This is a genomic window from Paenibacillus sp. FSL H7-0357, assembly GCF_000758525.1.
Taxonomy (GTDB): Bacteria; Bacillota; Bacilli; order Paenibacillales; family Paenibacillaceae; genus Paenibacillus_AQ.
In genome coordinates this window covers 336,804-358,550 of the sequence record NZ_CP009241.1, presented here as the reverse complement: position 1 = coordinate 358,550, position 21,747 = coordinate 336,804, and the positions used below count along the sequence as shown (strand labels likewise).

Here is a 21,747-nt window from a genome sequence, read left to right as displayed (position 1 = left end):
GGGTGCTTTTTTTGTTGTTGCGGAATAAGGGATGAGATTAAGGAGGAAAAAGATGAACAAGCTTAAGAAGATTCCCCTGGCAATGCTGGCGCTTCTGCTTGCAGTATTATCTTCAGCAGGCGCGGTAAACGCATCCGGAACAGCGCTGACCCCTTCGATTCAAGCCTCGTTTGAACTGACTGCCGCCACTGCGGACGATACGACAAGGACTAGGCTTAAAGGGTATTACAGTGATTTCTCCGTCCTGGTCGCCCAGTATGACAGCCGTGAGGCGCAAATCCGCCGGCTGCATGACAGCAATACGCAAGCGCTGATCATTGTCCGAAACCAAATCAAGGAAATAGATCAGTCCACCGTGGCCCGGCTGTCCACGGCCGTAAGCAGCACCAAAGAACGTTACCAGCCTCTCTTTGATCAATACAGCGCGCTCAACCGCCGGATTAACCTACTCAGAGGGTTGAAGGACAAGGTCTTGAAGGATGTGCTCCGCACACAGGCTGATGCTATGAAAATTCTCGTTCAATTCGCCCGTGAGGATATCCGCAATAAAGAAGCCCTGCTGAAAGCGGCCAAAGAAACCCGCGCCAAAAAGATGGCCGCCGCACGTAAAACCTTGGCGGGGCTTGAAAGCCCGCAGGCCTCGATCAAGTCCCAGAAAAGTGTGGCAACCTCCTTGAACAAACGGATATCGGCGGATTTCAGCGACTTCAAATCAGCTATCCGCAAGCAAAATCAGGCTTTGACTGCCCAATCCCTGTCATCCCTTATCTCAGGCTACCGTCAAATGGCAGCCAGCAAGCTGAAGATCGTTGAGCTTGAGCAAAAAATTGCCGGTGTGATTGCGGACGCGGCCAAGCAAATCGCAGCATGATTGCTGAAGGAATGTGTCTTCCGACTCTTGGTCCGCATATGGTAGGTAGAGACAATATCCATCAGCGGGCCTTGAGGAGGCTTATATTATGCATATCTGTATTATTGCACCGGAGCAGTTCCCGGTACCGGGGAACGGTTCAGTGGAGATCTGCATCTGGGCGATTGCCAGAAGGCTGGCCCGGCGGCATATGGTAACGGTACTAAGCCGCAAGTCACCGGGACTGCCCGACTCCGCAGAGCTTGAACAGGTCCGGATTATCCGTCTGGCTTCAGGCAGTCCTTCCCGTTATCTTGCCTCGGTACTCAAATATCTTGAGAAGACGTCCTTCGATATGATTCAGATCGATAACCGGCCGCTGCTGATGGCCGCCGTGAAACACCAGCATCCCCTGACTCCGGTACTGCTGTATCTGCACTCTCTGACGTTCGTACCGGCAGAACGCCGAATTGCCCGCAGCCTGGCGAAGGCTGACGGCATCGCTGCCAACAGCCGCTCCCTGCAGCAAAGAATTTCCCGGCGTTTTCCCGGCCTGGACAAGAAACTCAGTGTTATTCCGCTGGGAGCGGACCTGTCCCGGTTCATACCGGCCGAAGAACCGGAACGGCAGCGTCTCCGGCGGTTATACAGGCTCCCGCAAGTGTTCACGGTGCTGTTCGTCGGGCGGGTGATCCCCCGTAAGGGAGTGCCCGTACTGCTGCAGGCCATGCACATTCTCAATAAACGCCTGCCCTCCCATCTGATCATAGCCGGCCGGGGTAAACCTCCATATATCCAGCGGCTCAAAACCCTCGCGCGGAGACTGGGTGTATCTGTATCTTTCGTTGGAAACATCGCCCATGAGGATATTCACAGCCTGTATCAGATGGCCGATTGCCTCGTCTGCCCTTCCCAAGGGCATGAATCCTTTGGACTGGTCAATGTGGAGGCCATGGCCTCCGGGCTTCCGGTTATTGCTTCGAATAACGGCGGCATCCGTGAGATCATCACGTCAGGCCACAACGGCTACCTGGTGGACCGTTACCGTCAGGCCGCCCCCTTTGCCAAACGTCTGCTGATGATCGGACGCAATCCGGCCAAGGCGGCAAAGATCGGGATGCAAGGGCGGAGTGATGCCCTGCGGGCTTTTGAGTGGAGGCATACCACAGCACAATTGGAGGAGCTGTACCGCTCGCTTTTGCCGCAATAGCAGAGGAGTCTGCCGCAGGGGCGCTCCTCTGCTATGCGACAATGTGTAACAAGAAATTAGTGATCTTATTCGCAGGATATGGCCTGCAGTAAATATTATACTCATATTGTAAGCGTTGCCATTAACGAAATGTATTGCTTATACCGCTATCATGAAATTGGCAACCCCCTACAACACACACTATTGGCTGTAGAAAGGGTGCATCGTTATGTTAATGATCAAAGCTATAGTTAGACCCGAGAAAGCGGATGAAGTCATGGCTGAATTAATGCTTGCCGGCTTCCCCTCCATCAGCAAGATGGATTTGCTCGGCCGCGGGAAACAAAAGGGAATTCAGGTCGGAACCAACTATTACAATCAAATTTCCAAGAAGCTGCTGATGATTGTCATCCAGGATGATGAGAAGGATGATGTAATCAGCATTATTATGAGAACGGCAAGAACCGGTGAGCACGGCTCCTTCGGTGACGGTAAAATCTTCGTGCTTCCTGTACTGGAAACCTTCACCATCAGCAACGGTAAAAACCAACTGTAACCCTTGTCCCTTTGATCAATAGGTCAATAGAAAAGAGGCAGCAAAACATCCCCCGGTTCCGGCTGTTCCGGTTCAAGGGTACGCTTTGCTGCCTCTTGATGTTGTAGTCTTCTGACTTTAGATCATCTGGATGACTGTAAGCACAAGTCCCACGACAAAGCCGCATACCGCGCCGTTGACACGAATCCACTGCAGATCCTTGCCCACCTTGTCCTCCAGCATGTTCACCAGGCTTGCATCATCCATTTGATCAAGGTTCTCCTTGACCAATACGCCAAGCCGGTAATGGTTAGCTTCCACGAAGGCGATTAATGAAGCGCGAATCCGCTCCTCCCAGCTCTCCGTCCACTCTTTTTCCGTACTGATGCGCCGGGCCAACAAGGCATACAGCGCAAACAGCTTGCGTCCTCCGCAGCTGCGGTCCTCTTCCAGCATGGCAACCGCCTTGCCGCGCAGAGCTTCCAATTGCTTATGCAGAAACGCTGAAGCCGCTTCGCCTTGCAGCTCCTCCAGCGCCCATTCCTTCAGTGAAAGGATCCGCGCTTCGTCGTTCACAAGCTGAAACAGGGCGACGCGGATTTCCTGGATGATCTGCTCACGGTAAGGATTATCCGCTTCACGGAAATCCCGGATACCGGATTGCAGCATGCCCTGGAGCATTTCTCCCAGCATATCGGCATCCACAAATCCGACAAATGCCTGAAAGGCCATGCCTTTCAGCCCCCCCAGCTTCACCTCGGCCAGTTTCTCACTGGCGATCTTGCCCAGCATCGCCCGCGTCTCAGGGCGGCTGCTCCAGCCGGAGATGCCTTCAAGCGCATAATCGAGCGCGGCAATATCCTTGCCGTCGTTCATTAGTTTGGTGACGATGCTGTCGGCGGCGGTACCAAGCTCCGCTTCACGGATGTAATCTGCAACCGCCGTCTGAAGATAAGGAACCGCCTTATCTACCGGAAGCCGCTGAACAAAGGTGCTGAGCTGCTCCAGCATGTCGGCTCTTGCTTTTTTCCTTGCTACAAACTTCGTCAGCAGTCCGCTGCCGAGCGACACGAAGCGGATCTTGCGCAGCTTGTTCTCGATGCTCTCTTTGTTCAGCAGCTCATTCTCCATAGCGGAGATAAGAGACTGGATGATCTTATCCCGGTTCTTCAGCAGAAGCGAGGTATGCGGAATCGGCAAGCCCAGCGGATGGCGGAACAGTGCGGTAACCGCAAACCAGTCGGCAATCCCCCCTACCAGCCCGGCTTCGAAGCCGCCTCTCAGCAGAACAACAGCCAGATTATCCGGCAAAAACAGTGTAAGCAGAAAACCGCAGGCCATGACAGCCAGCGATATCGTAGCTAAATTTCTGGATTTCATCTTTATCCCCCTTACCTAAAGCGTCGGACAGCTGTTTCCCTGGACAGGGAAATACCGCCAATCACATTGTGACCCTATGAGCTGACGATTACGGCGGCCGTTCACTTGTTAGTCTGCCTTTCATTGTACCACGAGTAAACTCCTTTCTGAAAATGCAGTACACTGCACAATTTTCTACGGTTAGTTTCTTTTCATGAAAATGGATTTTTTATTTTCAGAACATTAATGATAAGATACTAGGAACGATCTCATTGCCCTTGAAGGGGACAACCTGCGGTACAGGAAGGAATGCAAACGATATGCTGATAGCACTCGATATGGATGGAACACTGCTTAACGAAGAAGGAATCATTAGCCCGGAGAACCGGGAAGCGATAGTACACGCCCAAAACCAGGGACATATTGTAATCATCGCCACAGGACGCTCTTACATGGATGCCGAGCGGCAGCTGCGGCTGGCTGAGCTGGAATGTCCGGTAGTCAGTCTGAATGGAGCCGTAGTGACGCTGGCTGACGGGACGCTTGTGGCAAGCAAGCCGCTGAACAAAGAGAATATTATTCCCGCGCTGCGCTGGATGAACGAAATTCCTGAATTGTATTATGAGGTATACACAGAGGATAACGTGTATGTAGAGCTCGATAAACGGGTGCATCTGGAGAAAATATCGGAGCTTAAAGATGACGAGGTGCCGGAAGAACTCCGCTGGCTGCTTAAGGCCATGATCGACCAGCAGTTTCAGCAGGCTGCCGTGACCTATGTGGAGGACATGGAGGAGATCTGGGGCAAAGCGGACAAAGTCATCTACAAGACGCTGGCGTTCTCGCTGAACCTTGAGCTTCTGAAAGAAGCCTCTACACGTTTCGCCGCCATTCCCGGACTCATTATCACCGCTTCTCATCCCAACAATATTGAGATTAACCATCAGGACGCTAATAAAGGGGCCGGTGTAAGCATGCTGGCTAAGCATTTCGGCATGGCTCTGGAGCAGGTAGCTGTAATGGGCGACAGTTACAACGATCTGCCGATGTTTGAGGTGGCCGGCTACCGGATCGCCATGGAGAATGCTGCTTCAATCCTCAAGGAAACGGCCGATTTCATCACGCTCAGCAATGCAGAACATGGTGTGGCAGCGGGAATCCGCCATCTTTTGGACAAGGCGTAGGGGGAATCTAAATGAACATGTATCCAGGCATTGCCCTGCTGTATGACAATCGGCTGCTGCGCACGGAGCTGGAATGCGAACAGTTTGAGCAGGCCCTGGAAGGCCTGGCTGGGGATACGGAGGACGCTGTGATCCAGCAGGTTTTCAAGGTGTTCGATGATGATACCGAACAGGAGGAGGTTATGTTCGGTCTTGTTCATTTTCTGGAGAGCTACCAAATGGAGATGTACCTGACCCAACTGCTGGAATCGCTGCCGGAGCTGCTGGAGACAGGCCGTAATTGGGCGATTATTCTGATCCAGAGAATACTGGGCGATGATATCTACCGTAAGGAATTTGCCGACATCGCCGCCGGCATGCCCCTGCGGATCAAGAGATGCCTGGCGTTTCTGCTGGAAGAAATCAAGGAAGACAAGCCGCGGCTGTTCGAGCGCAGAGCCAATTCTATTCTGGGAAAATTAAAGTAAGCACAGCAAAACCCCTTTCCCAGGATACTTCACTTCGCATGGGCAGGGGCTGCAGAAGCCTATTATTGTTCAAAATCGAGATTGACCGGCGCAAGCGGCAGGGTATCTTCCCCGCCTTCATCTGTCGTGGGCGTCTTGGCATCTACGACTTCGAAGCGGAACTGATCGACCCAGGCCTTGCCGGAGCCGTTCAGCAGGACCCCGAAAGCTATCGCATGGCTGTCCTGCGGAATATCCAGAATGACGTTGTATTGATTCCATTCTCTGGAACCTTTAATTGGCCTATGGGCCATATTATCAAATTTCAGCATTTCCCCGTTCGCGGCATCAACTCTCATCCATAAGCCGGCCCATCCGAAGATATCCCCTGCTTTGACAAAAGCAGACAGCTTCAGCCTCTGCCCGCGGTAGGCTTCCGAGCTGAATATTTGCATGATTGTAACAAATCCGTTTTCGCTTGCATTACCGGATTGCAGCAACGCCGATGCCTTGCCCATATGCACTTCCGACTTGTCCACCTTAACATCATAGCCGCCGCCGTTCATGCCGGTTATGGTCCAGCCCTGCAATGCCTTTTCTGTACTCATCCTGATCTCTCCTTTATTAAGTTCTCTCGAATAGGTCCGGTATTGTCCGGGGGTGAGCCGGTATGCTTTTTTGAAAGCGCGGGAGAAGGCCTCCTGAGATTGAAAATGGTACTCCAGGGCGATATCGAGAATACGCTTATTGCTGTAGATCAGTTCCCCTGCCGCTTTCGCAAGTCTTCTCCGCCTTACGTAATCTGCCAAGGTTTGCCCTACTACTGCATAGAAAATCCGGTAGAAATGGTGGGTAGAAAATTTGCTGTGCACCGATACTTCCCTTAGGGTAATCCGCTCTGTGAGGTTCCTCTCTATATAATCCAGTGAGCTTCTCACCGTTTTGAAGTGCATTTTATCGCTCATTGGTGTTCCCTCCTCTGTTCCAAAAATAACATAGCGGCCAAACGGATATTTGATCTTTTATCTCATAAATCGGCTGTTCTATACAGAAAGGGAAATACAGTGGTATAGTGTAAACTGGCTAAAAATTAAACCAAACCCGTATTGTAAACAAACGAAGGTGAATCTAATGAACAAGCTCTTATTTCATAATATACCGCTGGGCGCTACCGGCGAACGGATTCCCCAGGCGGCAATCGCCTCAGCCCGGACCAGCCGCGAGATGGTGAAGCCGGAGGATGGCGATGCGGCTTATTTCCGTTTGCTGGAGGAAGGCGGAATTCTGCTGAATCAGCCGCAGATCGCCGCAGTGCGGCATTACCAGGGTCCGCTGCTGACACTGGCCGGGGCAGGCTCCGGCAAAACCTCGGTTCTGATCTGCAGAACCGGTTATTTGCTGTCGGTGCGCGGCATATCCCCCAGCCGCCTGCTGCTGTTGACCTTCTCCAGCAAGGCGGCAGCGGAAATGCGCGAACGCATTGCAGTGCTGCCGGGCGTGAGCGAAAACGACGCAGCGCGCCTTCAGGCCCGCACGTTCCACTCCTTTTTCCTCTATTTCCTGAGGCGTCAGGGTCTGCGGCAGGACATCTTCCATGAGACACGCCGCCAGCACATTTTGCTGAAGCAGATCATGCGCGAGCTGGGGCTGCCAAAGGATGCTTATCCGCCGGAAACCCTGCTTGCCCTGCTCTCTTCCTGCAAGATGAATATGGGTGAGCCGGAGAATCTGCCGGAAACTACAACCGCCGAGCAGGAAATGAAGGCCGTCCTGGCCCTGTATGAACAGTGGAAACGGGATAATCACAAAATTGATTTCGACGATGTGCTGCTGATTGCCTACAGGATGCTGCGGGAGCAGCCGGCGCTACTGCAGGAATTGCAGAATAAATTTCAATATGTAATGGTTGATGAGTTTCAGGATACGAATGCGCTGCAATATGAACTCGTCAAAATGATCGCCCATCCGCAGCATAATCTGATGGTCGTCGGGGATGATGACCAGACGATATACTCATTTAACGGAGCGCGCAGCGAGTTCATTCTTGAATTCGAGAAGCTTTATCCGGGCGCAAAGGTTATTACGCTGGATATCAATTACCGTTCCGGTCCGGCGATTGTCGGGCTGGGCAACGGAATCATCCGGCATAATACGCGGCGGCGCTCCAAAACGCTGCAAGCGGCCAAAAATGGCGGCAGCCCGCCCCGGTACCTGCGCCCGCAGACGGCGGACGAGGAAGCCGAGCAAATTGTGGAGCATATTGTAAGCCAGGTTGACGGCCATTCCCGGGAATACCGCGATTTCGCACTGCTGTACCGGGCGTCGAGCAGCAACCGGGCGATTCTGGAGCTGCTGCTGCTGCGCGATATTCCCTACATTGATTACGGTGAAGGCCAGCTGCTCTACGAGCATTGGCTGATTTCCCCCGTGCTGGACCACCTGCGGCTGTCCGTGAACCGCCGGAACTTTGCCGCGATGGAGAATATTCTGCCGACGCTCTACATGAACCGGGAAAAGGGCATGGACCATATCCGCCGGATGGAGGCCATCCAGCCCAAGCAGGGGCCGCTGATCCATCTGCTGTCGATGCCCGGCATGGAGGATTTCAAAGGGACCAAGCTGCGGGAACGGCTGGAGCTGATCCGGGGGCTGGGCAGCGTAACTCCAGTACAGGCTATCCGCCAGATCCGCATTAACTTCTATGATTACTTCATTGAAGCCAATGAGCGTCATCAGGCTACACTGCACCGGGAAACGCTAAAGGAAATGCTGGACGAGCTGGAAACCTCAGCGGAACGGTTCGACAATATCACCGTCTTCCTTGATTTTATCGATAACATTACCGAGCGGAATGAGCTGAGCCGCCAGACCGGCCTGAAAGAGCAAGGCAACCGGATTGCACTCATGACCATCCACAAATCCAAAGGGCTGGAATTTCCGGTAGTCTTCCTGATCGGAGCCTCTGAGGGGATTCTTCCCCACAGTTCCGCGCTGGAGGGTGACCGGCTGAAGGACCGGAAGACAGTAAAATCGACAGTAGGCAGCCCCCTGAAGACCGGGCCGGAGTCCGGCATTGCGGCGCTGGAAGAAGAACGCAGACTGGCCTATGTTGCCGTCACGAGAGCACGGGAAGAGTTGTTCATCAGCTCGCCGGCAAGGCATCGGGGCAAAAAAGCCGAGGTCTCCCGCTTTATGCTGTCCGCCTTCCGCTCTGCCGTAGCTTCTTCTGCGCCTGCTGTATCGGGACTAAGAAGCGGGTATACCAGAACAGAGCACAACTCCACCAGAACGTCAGCGGGAAGAACCCATACCGTTGCCGTCTGGAAATGCACCGGTACAAATTGCCCGGGCTGGACCCGGATGAAAGCCGGCGGAGCCGAGGATCACTTATCCTCCAAGCCCTGCCCGCTCTGCAGCTCCCCTATGGAACAAAGCACACGGGTGGTTCCCGTATAACAGATATTTCGCAAAAAAAAGCCCCTTCAGGCAGCTTTGGCTGGAATCATGAAACCATGAGTTCCCTGCACTGCTGCCGGAAGGGGCTATTAATGTCTTCTTATACTTGAGCCGGAGTCTCCGCCGGTTCTTCAACTTCTTCATGTACTGTTTTGATCTGAATCATTACTGTGCTCGGATCCGTCAGCACCTCAATGCCCTTCTGGAAGATCAGATCGGAGACAGCCAACTGGTCGCCAATTTCCAGACCGCTGATATCTACTTCCATGGAAGAAGGCAGATCGCCCGGCATGCAGCGAACTTCTACTTCATAGATTTCAACTTGAAGTACCCCGCCAGCTTTGACACCAGCAGCTTCACCGGCAAAATGGATTGTTACCTTGCTGTCCATACTGATCGACATATTCACATGCTGAAAATCGATGTGCTGCACTTTTCCTGAAATGGAATCCTTCTGGATATGTTGAACAACTACCGGAACCACCGTATCGTCGGACAATTTCCCTTGAAGGATTGCCCGCGGGTTGGTTCTAATCACGTTCAACAGCTCTTTCTCTCCCACTTCAAGGCTTAGAGTATCTTTACCAATACCATACAGCACAGCCGGGATCCGTCCTTGCTTTCTTGCGACGTTCAAGTTGGACTGTGTTTCTTCCGTACGATTGTTCAATAGAATAAATTTACTCATTTTTGTTTTCCCGCTCTCTTCGACCATAAATTCTTGTCATTAGAAGCATAACACGACCATAGAATCCAGTCAATTTTCACCCATTTATTGCTCATACTCCAAAAAGGGGTCAGGAAGTTCAATTCTGTAGGCTTCGGCATCGCTGACGCCCACTGACAATACCGCCCGGCCCTGCTCACCCCGTACCAGTCCGCCGCTAAAGATGACGTCCTGAAGATCCGGGCGTTTGCCGGGACCGATCGGAAAGTCACTCCTGGCGGCAATAATTTTAACCGGAGTAGTTTCAAACGTACCGGGATTAAGCGAGAAGACCATGGAGTAGTAATGTTTTTTTCCTAAGCGGTCAAAACAGGCGATATGTCCCAGAACACCTACATGACCGTTCTTCAATAAATGCGCTTCATTCGCCCCGCCCCACTCCTCGGGAACAAACTGATCTTGAAATATTTCCGCTTCCAGAAAGGTCTGCTCATTTAATTCCTCCAGCGAATCGATAATCGTGAAGCCGATCATCCCTCTTCCGCCCTTCTCTCCTTGCGGCCGAGTGAATACACCGATCCGGCCGTCCTGAAGCTCTATCAGCCGGATATCCTTCATCATTGCCGGCCCGGACGAGAAGTGGCGCATGGAATCAATCCGGTACCCTCGGTAGAACTGCGTAACCCACGAGACGATTTTCTGCGGGTCATCCCCTGCGGTAATCACTTCAACCCCGCCTACAATCAGTTCTCCCTTGATGTGGGTTACACAAGGGTCCTGCAGATTATAGGTATGTGTATGCGCACGGGGTATCCAGACGCCATCGCGGAGTGTAAAAAAGAAGACTTGAGAGAACTCACTGTCCCGTTCCTCAACTCTTCCCAGAATCACTTCCTCCCCGTCATGTACAAACGGGGCCGTTATATTGTATACATCGCGTTTTCCAACACCGGAAAAAACCAGCTTCTCCACGCTCACATGACGGAGCCTAGCATAAAAGGTGTCCAGCAGTTCGTTACAGGTTGCCGTCTTGAACGGTCTCCTTGTCATTGCCTTCCTCCTCATATTCGTTTGCTTTATCTATCGCCCAATCGTTCTCATCCGCTTCCATCCGGATCAATTCACCGGGCTGGATATTGAAATAGGTACAGAGCTTCAGCAGCAGATCCCGGGGATACTGCACCATCTCGTCTTTGTACATCCGCCGGACGGAATCGAAATGGTAGTTAATTTCTTTGGCAAGCTTGCGGATCGATAATTTGGGGTCATGTTTCTCCATAACCTCACTTAATTTACTGCGTATAACCGGCATTCCTTCACCTCCTACATCACTATATCTGGAGAACAGAGGAGAGTCAATAAATTGACAAGAAAAAATGGTCATGTTATAGTATGGGCAGGAAATAAATTGCAGAAGTCAAATTTTATACCACTTCCCTTTAGAAAATAAGAACTCCTTATTTTCTTTTTTTTTCATAAAAATTCTTAGGAGGCTCTCTATGTTGAATCATGACAACAACAACCGAAACATTGTTTTTCTATCTACAAGCCTGCCTAGAGAATGCGGAATTGCTACGTTTACCCAGGATTTATTAGATCAATTTACCGGGCTGCCGGGCTTCAATACGCCTCAGGTTATCGCCATGAACAACAATGAAACTTACCAGTACAGCGACCAGGTCATGAGGGAAATTAACCAAGATAAGTTGTCTGACTATATAGAGGCCGCCGATGAGCTTAACAAATCAGACGCCCATTTGCTCGTTATCCAGCATGAATTCGGCATCTACGGCGGGGAAAGCGGAGAATATCTGCTGTCATTGATCGAAAGGCTCGAATTGCCGTATGTAGCTATTTTTCATACCGTATTAAGAGAACCTACAGCCAAGCAGCACCTTATTATCAGCCGGATTGCAAAGGGAAGTGTCAAGGTAGTAACGATGGCCCAATCCACCCTGCACGATCTGACCTCCATCTATAATATCGAGGATTCGAAGATCGCCTGTATCCATCACGGTGTACCTTATGTAAAAACAGCCCCTAGAGCGGAGCTTAAAGTACAGTATGGTTTCGGAGAACGCAAAATCCTCTCTACCTTCGGCTTTTTAAGTCCCGGCAAGGGGATTGAATATGCTATTCAGGCCATGCGCGGAGTGGTGAAGCAGCACCCGGATGCGCTATATATCATCTGGGGCAAAACCCATCCGGTGGTCAAGCTGGAAACGGGTGAAGTGTACCGGCAAAAACTGACAGACCTCGTCAGCGAATTCGGTCTGTCCGATAATGTGCTCTTTGTCGATAAGCTGTTGACCCAGGAAGAAGTTATTGAGTCGCTGGTGATGTCCGACATCTACTTGACCCCCTATCTCGGCAAGGATCAAGCCGTAAGCGGCACACTTGCCTATGGCGTTGGTTATGGAAGAGTAATTGTTTCCACCCCTTACCGTTATGCCGAAGAAATGCTTGCCGAAGGCAGAGGCCTGCTGGCAAAATTCCGTGATTCAGCTTCGCTGGAAGACTGCATCCTCGAACTGCTGGATGATCCGGCCAAAGTGGAGGCCATGGAGAAACGGACCCATGAGCTGGGACAAACGATGATGTGGAATGAAGTCGCTAAATCCTACGCTGCGATTTTCCAGGAGAAAATTTCGCAAGCGAGCCTGGCAGACCGGAGTGTGATTTGATGCAAACCTCCGTTGCTGTAACGTTCAAGGCGGATTACATGCGCAGAATAACCGATGATACGGGGATTTTCCAGCATACCAAGTTTGGCGTCCCCGACCGTTCGAAGGGCTATACGACCGATGACAACGCCCGTGCTTTAATTGCAGCCGTTCTGTTGTATAAAAAGGATCAGGATACCGTCTCGCTAGACCTGATTCACACGTATCTCTCCTTCATACATCACGCACAAAATGAGCAGGGCAACTTCCGGAACTTCATGGATTATAGCCGTTCATTTCTCGAGGACAACGGCTCCGAGGATTGCCAGGGGCGTACGCTTTGGGCGCTTGGCTTCGCACTCTCCTACTCGTCGATTCTGCCCGACAACCTGCTGAATACCTGCCGTTATCTGATCAATCAGGCGCTGCCGCATATAGAAAAGCTTGGTTCGCCCCGTGCCGTAGCTTATGCCGTCGTAGGCCTCAGTTATCTGATCAAAACGCCCGGCGCGTTAACCTACTCCTTTCCCTATCCCCATACGCCAAGTACGGCAGAGGAAAAGGCATTTCTGTCCAAAGACTTCATCACCGGCCTGATTGAGCGCATCGCTGTCCGGCTGCATAATCAGTATAACCGCACCAAGGGAGACGGCTGGAACTGGTACGAAGACAGCCTTACGTACGGAAATTCCATGCTTCCCTGGGCGCTGCTGAGGGCTTTCAAGCTTTCCGGAAATGCTGCGCTTAAGCATACAGCCAAAGAAAGCCTTGATTTCCTTGCTTCACGGACTTTTGCCCGGGAGGGCTATTACAAGCCCATCGGCAGCCACGGCTGGCTGCTGCGCGGCGGGGAGCCGGCTCTCTACGACGAGCAGCCAATTGAAGCCTGCGAAATGCTGCTGACCTGCCGGGAGGCTGCGTCCGTGCTTCAGGACCCGTCTTATCTGCAGCAGGCTGACTTATGCTACGCATGGTACACAGGGCATAATTCCTTAAATCTGCCGCTGATTGATCCTCAATCCGGGGCTTGTTATGACGGTATCCACAGCAGCGGACTGAATCTGAATCAAGGGTCGGAAAGCATCATTTCCTTCTCCATTGCCCATCTGGTGACCCATCATGGATAAATACGCGACCATCCTTGCGGGCGGAGGGGGCACCCGGTTCTGGCCGCTGTCCAGACAGGAAATTCCCAAACAGCTGCTCAATATCAGCGGCAATGACATCATGCTCAACGATACGATTGAACGCTTCAAGGGCATTATTCCCCAGGAGAACACCGTCATCGTGACAAACCGCACCCAGGCCGTGCTGCTGGAGAGCATTATGCACAGCAGCGTGCAGAAGAGCAATATTCTGATTGAACCTGTGGCCCGCAATACCTCCGCCAGTATCCTGTTCGCTGCGTTCTCTATACAGCATATGGCCCAAGAGGATTCCTTGATGGTCGTCCTGCCCTCCGATCACTATATCACTGATGAACCGCAGTTCCGGCTTACGCTGGATGAGGCCTGTACGGTAGCCATGGAAAGTGACCGGATTGTCACGATCGGCATCAAGCCTACCTTTCCTTCTACAGGTTATGGTTACATCGCTTATGACAAAGACCCCATCTCAGCAAGTCCGGTAGCGGTCTATGATGTGGCTGAATTTGTGGAGAAGCCGAACTTCCAGAAAGCCCAGGGTTATCTCGCGTCAGGCAATTATTTATGGAACAGCGGGATTTTCATCTGGAAGACATCCGTAATCCTTGATAATTTCAAGCGTTACCTGCCCCGGCTGTACAACACCATGCTGCCGATCAGCGAGGCGCTTGGCACAGATCAGGAAGCGGAGACGATTAACCGCATTTATCCCCTGCTTCAAAATATTTCGATTGATTACGGAATCCTGGAGCGTTCTGACGAGGTGGTAGTCCTGTCCGGCCAATTCGGATGGAATGATATCGGCAGTTGGGATGCGCTCGGCGCTATCTTCCCTCCGGATGAGTCCGGCAACATTATTAAAGCCAACCATATAGGCATTGATACCCGCAATTCGATCATTTACGGAAACGGGCGGCTGATCACCACGATAGGTGTAGACGGATTTATCATTGCCGATACCGGGGATGCGGTCCTCATCTGCCCCAAGGACAAAGCTCAATCCGTCAAGGACATCGTCGATCTGCTCAAGGAAAAGGGCATGACTTCATATATCTAAATTCCGCAAAATGTAAGAATGGCTGTGGCTCCCGGCTTATTTAGATAATTTATTTCAAAAAAAGTGACCGTTGCTCTAATAGCAACGGTCACTTTTTCACGAATTCATTTATATATGTTCGTGGTTCCCGCAATTAGGTCCATGCCCACAGGAAGCCGTCGCGGTCCCAGGCAATCCTTCCGGCATGCAGCTTGCGGAAAGCCTTCTTCACGTCCTTGGACAGCGAAGCATTTCCGTTCTCGTTTACAAATACAAATTGCTCGCCGAAATTCGCCTTCACATATTCAATCGCAGCAGTCTGGTACAAGGTTCCGGTAAATTGGATCTCCTTGACCATCCACTCCGCAACCTCTTGCGCAGTAACTTCCATCAGGTGTTGCCCCTTTCGATCATCCTCTATTTCAATGTTCCCCCATTATAGCATAAACAGCGCCGAATCCTGGAAACGTCCGGATCGGGTGTAAGTGTCCAGATGAAACTTATATCACTTCACTGCGTCAGTATTTACTGAAAGTAAGATTCCGATCTTCCGGAGGAACTGAAAATGAATAAAGCGTACAAAGAGTTATTTCTGAATACGGTATATCTCTCCCTTGGAATCAGTGCGGTTTTTGCAGGTATAGTAGCGACAGTTAACGATGAGTCCCCGCTGGGGTTCTCCTGGGGGTTTAATTTCCTCGGTATTTTTCTGTTTATATATTTATATAATCTGATCGTGAGTGTACTGAACTTCATCCTGACCAAGCTCTGTAAGTTATTGGCCGTACGGCTTATTGTCTTTAATGCTGCGGGGCTTTTATTGACTGCACTGCCTGCCTATCATTTTCATGAGTGGTTCCTGCTCAGCCTTTATGCTTCATTTATTGTCCTGTCGGCCCATTCCATATGGAGCCAAAGAACGGCTGACCGCCCGTAACCCCGCCTATTCGTCATTACTATAGAAGATCAAACAACCGCCCGGAGAACCGGGCGGTTGTTTGACGATTCAATATGAAGGAAATAGCTACCGCTTCCGCACTGCCACGCTGACCACACCGTAGCGATACAGCACCTTACGCCCGAACCAGTTGAACAACCGGTCGGTGAAAAATCCCATAAACCCAAGGCAGAACAGCCCAACAAAAATCCAGTCCGTGCGGAAAAACAGCCGCGAATTCCAGATCAGATAGCCTACGCCTTCGTTCGAAGCGATCATTTCAGCGCCGATAATCGCCATGTAGGAGGTTCCCATCGCCAGACGCACGCCGGTAAAAATATACGGAGTCGTAGCCGGAACGATAACATGCAGCAGGATTTGCCATTCACTTGCGCCCATGCTGCGTGCCGAACGGATTTTATCCTCTTCCACAGACACCACCCCGGTCAGCGTATTCAACACCACAATAAAAAATGTCGCGTACATGATCAGCGCGATCTTCGATTGCTCTCCGATGCCGAACCAGACTAGAAACAGCGTAATGAAGGCGATCGGCGGAATAAAACGGATAAAATTCAGAAACGGCTCCGCAAAAATACGGATTACATGGACTTTGCCGATTACAAGTCCTACAGGGATGGCAATCAGACTGCCCAGCACCCAGCCGACCAGCACCCGGTAGAAGCTGATGCCGATATATTTCATCAAGGTACCGTCACTAATCAGCTCCCGCCCGCCTTTAAGTGTAGCCCACGGTCCGGGGATCACATCAGGTCCATAGAGCACTGCACCCAATTGCCAGATCGCCAGTGCGGCCAACCACAGCAAAGTGACGGAGACCCATTTTTTCTCTATCCATTTCATCATGCTTCACACCCTATCCTATTCTTCGAAATGGCCTTGAATTTGGTTGTACAGCGAGTAGAACTCCGGTGATGCCACATCTCGCGGATAGGAGAGCGTGTTGTCGTAAATATCCGTAATATTGGAGGATGGACCTACGGACATAATGCCGATCCGTTCACCGAGCAGCAGCGCCTCCTGAATATCATGGGTGACGAAAATAATGGTCTTGTGCGTCTCACGCCAAATATTGACCAGTTCCTTCTGCATCGTCCGCCGGGTCATTGCATCCAGCGCACCGAACGGCTCATCCATCAGCAGGATGGCAGGATCGTTCGCAAGCACACGTGCCAGTTGCACCCGCTGCTTCATCCCGCCCGAGAGCTCTTTGGGATACTTCTCCTCATGACCCTTCAATCCGACAAGCCCGATATAGCGGTCCGAAATTGTGCGCCGCTCCGGCTTCGGTGTCTTTTTCATCCGCAGCCCAAATTCCACATTCTCCCGCACCGTCAGCCACGGGAACAAGGAGGAGTCTGCCTGCTGGAATACAACTGCGCGGTCCCGGCCAGGTCTATCCACTTCAACATTATCCACTCTGAGGTTTCCTCCGGATTTGGAGACAAACCCGGCAATCATATTCAGCAGCGTCGATTTCCCGCAGCCGCTCGGTCCGAGCAGAACAAAAAACTCCCCGCCTTTAATGACCAGATTCACATCTTTGATAATGTAATGGACGTTTCCGGCTGCAGGCTCGCTGTAGCTTTTGCGAAGCTGCTCGATATGAATGGCATTCTGCTTGGCAGTTAAGGCCATATGGACACCTCCTAAAAGTTTTGTATAGCATAGGGCTCCTCGGTCAGCCTTGGTCAGAACTGGCTTCGGAACCCGCTTCATAAGAGCATGTTATTTGCCGTAGGTTACTGTATCCGGCAAAGCCTTCTTCAGCGGCTCCAGATTCAGCTTGCTGTCCAGGTCAAAGTCCTGTGCGATGATACCCGTCTCGACCATGTATTTCTTCTGGCCTGCCAAGCTGTCATAGGCAGCCTGTGTAAAGCCAACCTCCCATGGGTTAACAGGCAGATCCTTCAGCGTATTTTCTCTCGGCTGCTTCACTTCCTCGTACATGAGATCCGCCACTTCATCTGGATGCTCCTGGGCATAGGCTGACGCTTCAGCAACAGCCGCCAGGAATCCTCCGATCACATCCGGCTTTGCCTTCAGAAGCTCATTGCCGGCCACAATTCCTGTACCCAGCCGCACTGGAGTTTTGGACATGTCAGTTAACTGATGCACACCTTCTAAGGCATTCAGCTTATCTTCCAATGCTGAACCGATGACCCAGGCGGCATCAATATCTCCTTGCTTCAGGGCAATAAAGGCTTCGTCAAAAGCCCCCTGCCCGGTAAGCTTCACATCACTTAACGCGATGCCCTGCTCCTGCAGGTATTCATCCCACAGATACGGTAGGAAGGTTCCGCGCAGGAAGCTAAGATTCTTGCCTTTCAGATCGGCGGCACTCTGGATCTCATCCCTCACGTACAGCTTCCACGCCGCCGCAGCCTGATCGGTAGCCAGACCGGCAGAAGCAATGATCGAATATTCGCCTTTGGAAACAGCGTTCAGCAGCGGGAAATCAGCGCCGTAGGATACATCCACCTGCTTGATGAAAAGAGCATTCACACCCTCTGCGGGGGTGCCAAAGTTGACAATTTCCGCGTCGATTCCATGATTTTTGAAGAAACCTTTATTTAGAGCTACACGGAAGGTCGGATTGGAATTCGTGTCGGCAATCTTGATTTTCACGGTCTTCTCCTTGCTGCCGGATGATCCCTCAGACGCGGCGGCATCCCCCTTGGAACTGCAGCCTGACATAAAAATTACGAAAGATAAGGATAAGAGCAGAAAAGCAGAACCATACCAGGATTTTTTCAAGTAAACACACCTCTTCATTTTGGAATTAATCTATCTCGCTCTCTGAACAGCGCTCTCATCAGCGGTAGCCACACAAGCAGCTCCTTCTACAAACGGCAGGGTTGTCGCTACACTTACTACAGAATCCGAGCCCTTCGGCGCTGCACCAGGCACTCTGAAGGTGGTCACATCTATGGGTTCAATCGCAATTTCCTTCGGCTTCTCCAATTGCGGCACCCATGCATACGGCACCCGGTAGGAGCGGTAGACCATATTCGTGTTTCGGCGGTCGGTAAATGGCGAGACATACTCCCAGACCAGCTCATACTCCGGAGTAACCTCAAACAATCTGCCGTTCGATCCTTCTGTAATCAACGTGTTCCCATTGGCTAGCCGCTGGGCCGAGCTGATATAAGGACTGTAAAATTTATAGGAGTCCGTCGGAACTGAGAATCCGGCCTCTGCCGAAGTGTATTGCCATACGACCTCTAACGTTACGGGATCAATCTCCAGGATACGGGAGTGGTCGCGCACCGCATTCTTCTGCCCGAAAGGTGATGCCGGATTCGGCAGACCGTAACCGCCCCAGCCGCCGTTGTCGAATACGAGCAGATTGCCTTCACCCGGCAGCCCTTTTGGAATAATGTGAGCGTGATGCTGGCCAATAATCCATCCGATATGCTTCACTTCAGGGAGAGAATAGTCCGGTCCGAGCCGCCAGACAATAGCACCTGTTTTCCTGTCCGTAATCGCGATGATGTTCGCTTCCCGGGCATCCCAGATGACGTTATCCGGGTGAAACCGTTCGTCTCCATTATCATAGAACTTGTTCAGCCCCACGTACGATGCAGAGTTGATATGCAGCCAGTCGCCTACGCCGCCGCCGAGATTACCGAAGGAACGTGTGTTAGGGTCGCGGAACAGGACATTACGGGCCGCTTCGTCAAAGCCCAGTTCAGCAAAGTGATCGCTGGCCTTCCACTCCCAAATAATTTTGCCTTCCCAGTCCACTTCAAGAATGGTGTCATCCAGCAGCTCTTTGTTGGAGATGATTTCGTTGTGCAGGTTCTTATGGGCGAGAATTAATGTCTTGCCGCTGCTTACCTTAGGCTCAAGCCCCGGAGCGTAATAGCCGACCGGATTACCTTCCCGCTGGTAATCGTGGTGCTGACGGGCATACCACAGCGGCTCATAGCCGGGATCTTCAATATGCTCATAGCTGTTGTACTTCCAGACGATATTGCCATCCCAATCGACCTGCACCAGATCCACATTATCCTGAATGCCAAACTTCGGATCTCTCCGGCCCGTGCTGCCTAGTACATAACCGCCGGGGAGGATTTTGGCCGGAAAGCCGAGCAGCCCCTGCCACAGATGAACCTCTTTGCCGTTCATGTCGATCAGCACTACACCTTCTTCACCCGCCTGAAATACCGTATAGCCGCTCCACGCCTTGGCCGGATTGTACACTGTTGCTCCTGTTGGATAAACTGTTGAATGTCCCATAATCATCTCTCCTTAAAGTTTTGTGTGTATTGGCTTCCTGAATCGGCTTCGAACAAAACTCGCTTCGGAAGCATAGAGATTATTTTCTCAGTAACTAAGATATTTGCTCTCTGTCGCGGTTCTCGGCGGCTTCTGTTCAGGGCTGGCAGGAACGGGGGGCTCGGCATTCTGCTGCGCCAGCTCCAGCAGCGTATCCGAGAACCCCTCCAGATTGCTGATGATCCGTTCATAAAAGCGGCTCTGCAGCTCAAGCTCCTCCTCCGTGAAGCCCTCGAACAGAAGCGTGATACATCGGGCCCCGATGTTGCTGTTGCGCTCGGCCACTTCCCTGCCCTTGGCTGTAATATCGAGTAATACGGTTCTGCGGTCATCTTCCTTGCGCCTGCGCACTGTATACCCGCCGGCCTCCAGCTTATCGCTTAGTGCAGTAATCGCACCGGAGGTGAAATCGAGCTGCCCGGCCAGATCGCCAAGCCGCTGCTCACCCTCGCGGATGATTTTGTGCAGAATCAGCATACCCGGCAAGGTAATCCCCGCAACACTTACACGGTCACGCTCCTTCACAAACCTGCGCACCATTTTGCGGAACAGATAATCCGCCTCTTCCAGCTGCTCCCATTGTTCTTCCGTCATGCTCTCCCTACTTCCCTTCCATCAGCCAACAAAAAAAGACTCCCGGCACACTCCCCCCATAGGGAGATCATGCGGGAGCCTTTGGCGGTCCAATCGGCTCAGGTAATTATTTCACTGTTCATTTAATGACTGGTGAATTATTGCAGTAATCATAAACCCCCTTAAACCAACCTGTCAAGTGTGTATTTAGAAAAAATAAAAAGCATCCCGCAGGATGCCCCGTATCTTCATCTTAAGTTAACCGGATCACATAAGTTATGAACTGGTAAGCATTATCCTTCAAAATGCCGGAAGAAGCGAGCAGCTTCTTGCCGGAAGGGCTCCAGCGCAGCTGGTCGGCCACTTCAATGTCAGCCAGAACCGGTGTTTGTTCGCCCGTTTCCACTTCGGTGATAAATAAACCGTCCTGACCCGAAGCAGCGTTTCCGGCAGTTAGTGCATAAGCCAGCTTGCTCCCGTCCGGGGACCAGCTGGTTCCGAATATTTGCTGCGCCGAAGCTAGTGTTGACTGCTCATTGCCCTCCGTGTCGCAGAGAACCAGGACCATCTCTCCCGGCTTGGTCCGTTTTACAATAGCCAGCCTGCTCCCGTCCGGTGAAGGAATGACCCACATGACACTTTTCTTCAGCAGCTTGGATTGCTTCGTTTCGGTATTGTAAGCGTTCAACTCCGCCTCTTCACCTGTGACGTAATAGATCAGGTTTCCCGACTGCACCACCTCATGAACATACGCCGCACCGGGTTTAACCACAATTTCTTGATCACCTTTTAGATCGACTCTTAGGATATTGCCTTCCATATCGGGAAAAAGAACCTGCCCGTTGTCGATCCATTTCCCCTCTTCGCTCCTGAACTGCGTATCGTCCACCTGTACGGATACTCCGGTCTCCAGATTCATAATGTAGCCAAAGCCGGTGAAATCCTCCAACTCTTTGTAGAGAAGATGCTTCTTGTCGGGAGACAGCAGGGCCGAGCCGTAATTCTTCTCCCCTACCAGGAGCGGAGTCTCCTCTTCCGTGGATAGGTTGTGCAGATAGAGATTATGCGGATAACGTTTCTGGCCCTCAACCGTCTGTGGAGGCAGCTGACGATTCTCCTTATCCACAACAAGGCTGTCTTCACTGACAAAATCCATTCCACGGACATTCTCCACCTTGTCAATGCCCTCCAGCTCCAGCTTCGTGTAGACCGATTCGCTGGTATTGTCCAGAACGGTGATCTTCTGGCCGGATTTCTCTATGACCTGCCGGGACTCCGTTTCTCCCGTATTGCAAGCCGCCGTGCACAACAGTACTGCCGTGCACAACAGAAACAGCGCCGCCTTGCCCGGCTTTCCGCCTATCTTTGCAGCCATGATCGTTCCCCCTACAAGCTTAAGTTGCTC

At 51.7% G+C, this 21,747-nt stretch carries 22 protein-coding genes; 10 read left to right on the top strand and 12 right to left on the bottom strand.

Features of this window, described 5'->3' with window-relative positions; all coding sequences use genetic code 11:
- Positions 1-52: 52 nt before the first annotated feature.
- The 3 genes from H70357_RS01625 to H70357_RS01615 all read left to right on the top strand — a co-directional run bounded on the left by H70357_RS01625 (position 53) and on the right by H70357_RS01615 (position 2,595).
- Positions 53-871, top strand: coding sequence for a hypothetical protein (locus tag H70357_RS01625; RefSeq protein WP_038585013.1), 819 nt, complete (start codon positions 53-55; stop codon positions 869-871).
- An 88-nt stretch (positions 872-959) separates the two neighbouring features.
- The gene (locus H70357_RS01620; RefSeq protein ID WP_038585011.1) at positions 960-2,060 is read left to right on the top strand and encodes a glycosyltransferase family 4 protein; all 1,101 of its coding nucleotides are present in this window, start codon (positions 960-962) and stop codon (positions 2,058-2,060) included.
- Between the two features lie 208 nt (positions 2,061-2,268).
- A complete protein-coding gene (locus H70357_RS01615; protein ID WP_038585008.1) occupies positions 2,269-2,595 on the top strand; it encodes a P-II family nitrogen regulator in 327 nt (108 codons plus the stop codon).
- A gap of 117 nt (positions 2,596-2,712) precedes the next feature.
- On the opposite strand, the gene H70357_RS01610 is transcribed toward H70357_RS01615, so the two are convergent.
- Positions 2,713-3,954, bottom strand: coding sequence for a DUF445 domain-containing protein (locus H70357_RS01610; protein ID WP_038585005.1), 1,242 nt, complete (start codon positions 3,952-3,954; stop codon positions 2,713-2,715).
- A 299-nt stretch (positions 3,955-4,253) separates the two neighbouring features.
- On the opposite strand from H70357_RS01610, the gene H70357_RS01605 reads away from it, so the two are divergent.
- Positions 4,254-5,117 carry a Cof-type HAD-IIB family hydrolase gene (locus tag H70357_RS01605; RefSeq protein WP_038585003.1) on the top strand — a complete coding sequence of 288 codons (864 nt, stop codon included), beginning with the start codon at positions 4,254-4,256 and terminating at the stop codon, positions 5,115-5,117.
- A gap of 11 nt (positions 5,118-5,128) precedes the next feature.
- Positions 5,129-5,584 carry an Imm30 family immunity protein gene (locus tag H70357_RS01600; protein WP_038585000.1) on the top strand — a complete coding sequence of 152 codons (456 nt, stop codon included), beginning with the start codon at positions 5,129-5,131 and terminating at the stop codon, positions 5,582-5,584.
- Positions 5,585-5,646: 62 nt separating this feature from the next.
- Here the strand turns inward: H70357_RS01600 and H70357_RS01595 are convergent, their stop codons facing one another.
- A complete protein-coding gene (locus H70357_RS01595) occupies positions 5,647-6,528 on the bottom strand; it encodes a helix-turn-helix transcriptional regulator (protein WP_038584997.1) in 882 nt (293 codons plus the stop codon).
- A 166-nt stretch (positions 6,529-6,694) separates the two neighbouring features.
- On the opposite strand from H70357_RS01595, the gene H70357_RS01590 reads away from it, so the two are divergent.
- Positions 6,695-9,019 (top strand): UvrD-helicase domain-containing protein, encoded by a 2,325-nt coding sequence (locus H70357_RS01590; RefSeq protein WP_038584994.1) that lies wholly within the window; start codon positions 6,695-6,697, stop codon positions 9,017-9,019.
- Between the two features lie 100 nt (positions 9,020-9,119).
- Here the strand turns inward: H70357_RS01590 and H70357_RS01585 are convergent, their stop codons facing one another.
- From H70357_RS01585 to H70357_RS01575, 3 genes are all read right to left on the bottom strand, one after another.
- Positions 9,120-9,707 carry a 50S ribosomal protein L25 gene (locus H70357_RS01585; RefSeq protein WP_038584991.1) on the bottom strand — a complete coding sequence of 196 codons (588 nt, stop codon included), beginning with the start codon at positions 9,705-9,707 and terminating at the stop codon, positions 9,120-9,122.
- 84 nt (positions 9,708-9,791) lie between these two features.
- Positions 9,792-10,736, bottom strand: coding sequence for a DUF1861 family protein (locus H70357_RS01580; RefSeq protein ID WP_038584989.1), 945 nt, complete (start codon positions 10,734-10,736; stop codon positions 9,792-9,794).
- Positions 10,702-10,998, bottom strand: a complete 297-nt coding sequence (locus H70357_RS01575) for a helix-turn-helix domain-containing protein (RefSeq protein WP_052091753.1) — start codon at positions 10,996-10,998, stop codon at positions 10,702-10,704. The genes H70357_RS01580 and H70357_RS01575 overlap by 35 nt, the downstream gene beginning before the upstream one ends.
- 187 nt (positions 10,999-11,185) lie before the next feature.
- Here H70357_RS01575 and H70357_RS01570 point away from each other — a divergent pair, with 187 nt between their 5' ends.
- Genes H70357_RS01570 through H70357_RS01560 form a run of 3 tightly spaced genes read left to right on the top strand, consistent with a single transcriptional unit; the run spans position 11,186 to position 14,551 of the window.
- Positions 11,186-12,370, top strand: coding sequence for a glycosyltransferase family 4 protein (locus H70357_RS01570; RefSeq protein ID WP_038584986.1), 1,185 nt, complete (start codon positions 11,186-11,188; stop codon positions 12,368-12,370).
- A complete protein-coding gene (locus tag H70357_RS01565; RefSeq protein ID WP_052091752.1) occupies positions 12,370-13,476 on the top strand; it encodes a glycosyl transferase in 1,107 nt (368 codons plus the stop codon). The genes H70357_RS01570 and H70357_RS01565 overlap by 1 nt, the downstream gene beginning before the upstream one ends.
- Positions 13,469-14,551 (top strand): mannose-1-phosphate guanylyltransferase, encoded by a 1,083-nt coding sequence (locus H70357_RS01560; protein WP_038584983.1) that lies wholly within the window; start codon positions 13,469-13,471, stop codon positions 14,549-14,551. The genes H70357_RS01565 and H70357_RS01560 overlap by 8 nt, the downstream gene beginning before the upstream one ends.
- A gap of 133 nt (positions 14,552-14,684) precedes the next feature.
- Here H70357_RS01560 and H70357_RS01555 read toward each other — a convergent pair whose 3' ends face one another.
- Entirely contained in the window at positions 14,685-14,921 is a 237-nt protein-coding gene (locus H70357_RS01555; protein ID WP_038584980.1) for a DUF6953 family protein, read from the bottom strand.
- 174 nt (positions 14,922-15,095) lie between these two features.
- Between H70357_RS01555 and H70357_RS01550 the strand changes: the two genes are divergently transcribed.
- On the top strand, positions 15,096-15,467 hold the full coding sequence (locus H70357_RS01550) for a hypothetical protein (protein WP_038584977.1): 372 nt from the start codon (positions 15,096-15,098) through the stop codon (positions 15,465-15,467).
- An 87-nt stretch (positions 15,468-15,554) separates the two neighbouring features.
- Here H70357_RS01550 and H70357_RS01545 read toward each other — a convergent pair whose 3' ends face one another.
- The 6 genes from H70357_RS01545 to H70357_RS01520 all read right to left on the bottom strand — a co-directional run bounded on the left by H70357_RS01545 (position 15,555) and on the right by H70357_RS01520 (position 21,717).
- On the bottom strand, positions 15,555-16,331 hold the full coding sequence (locus H70357_RS01545) for an ABC transporter permease (protein WP_038598357.1): 777 nt from the start codon (positions 16,329-16,331) through the stop codon (positions 15,555-15,557).
- An 18-nt stretch (positions 16,332-16,349) separates the two neighbouring features.
- Entirely contained in the window at positions 16,350-17,126 is a 777-nt protein-coding gene (locus tag H70357_RS01540; RefSeq protein WP_038584974.1) for an ABC transporter ATP-binding protein, read from the bottom strand.
- A gap of 90 nt (positions 17,127-17,216) precedes the next feature.
- Positions 17,217-18,245, bottom strand: coding sequence for an ABC transporter substrate-binding protein (locus H70357_RS01535; RefSeq protein WP_038584971.1), 1,029 nt, complete (start codon positions 18,243-18,245; stop codon positions 17,217-17,219).
- 30 nt (positions 18,246-18,275) lie between these two features.
- Positions 18,276-19,730, bottom strand: coding sequence for an aryl-sulfate sulfotransferase (locus H70357_RS01530; RefSeq protein WP_038584968.1), 1,455 nt, complete (start codon positions 19,728-19,730; stop codon positions 18,276-18,278).
- Between the two features lie 87 nt (positions 19,731-19,817).
- Entirely contained in the window at positions 19,818-20,363 is a 546-nt protein-coding gene (locus H70357_RS01525) for a MarR family winged helix-turn-helix transcriptional regulator (protein ID WP_038584966.1), read from the bottom strand.
- A gap of 232 nt (positions 20,364-20,595) precedes the next feature.
- On the bottom strand, positions 20,596-21,717 hold the full coding sequence (locus tag H70357_RS01520) for a TolB family protein (protein WP_038584964.1): 1,122 nt from the start codon (positions 21,715-21,717) through the stop codon (positions 20,596-20,598).
- Between the last annotated feature and the right edge of the window lie 30 nt (positions 21,718-21,747).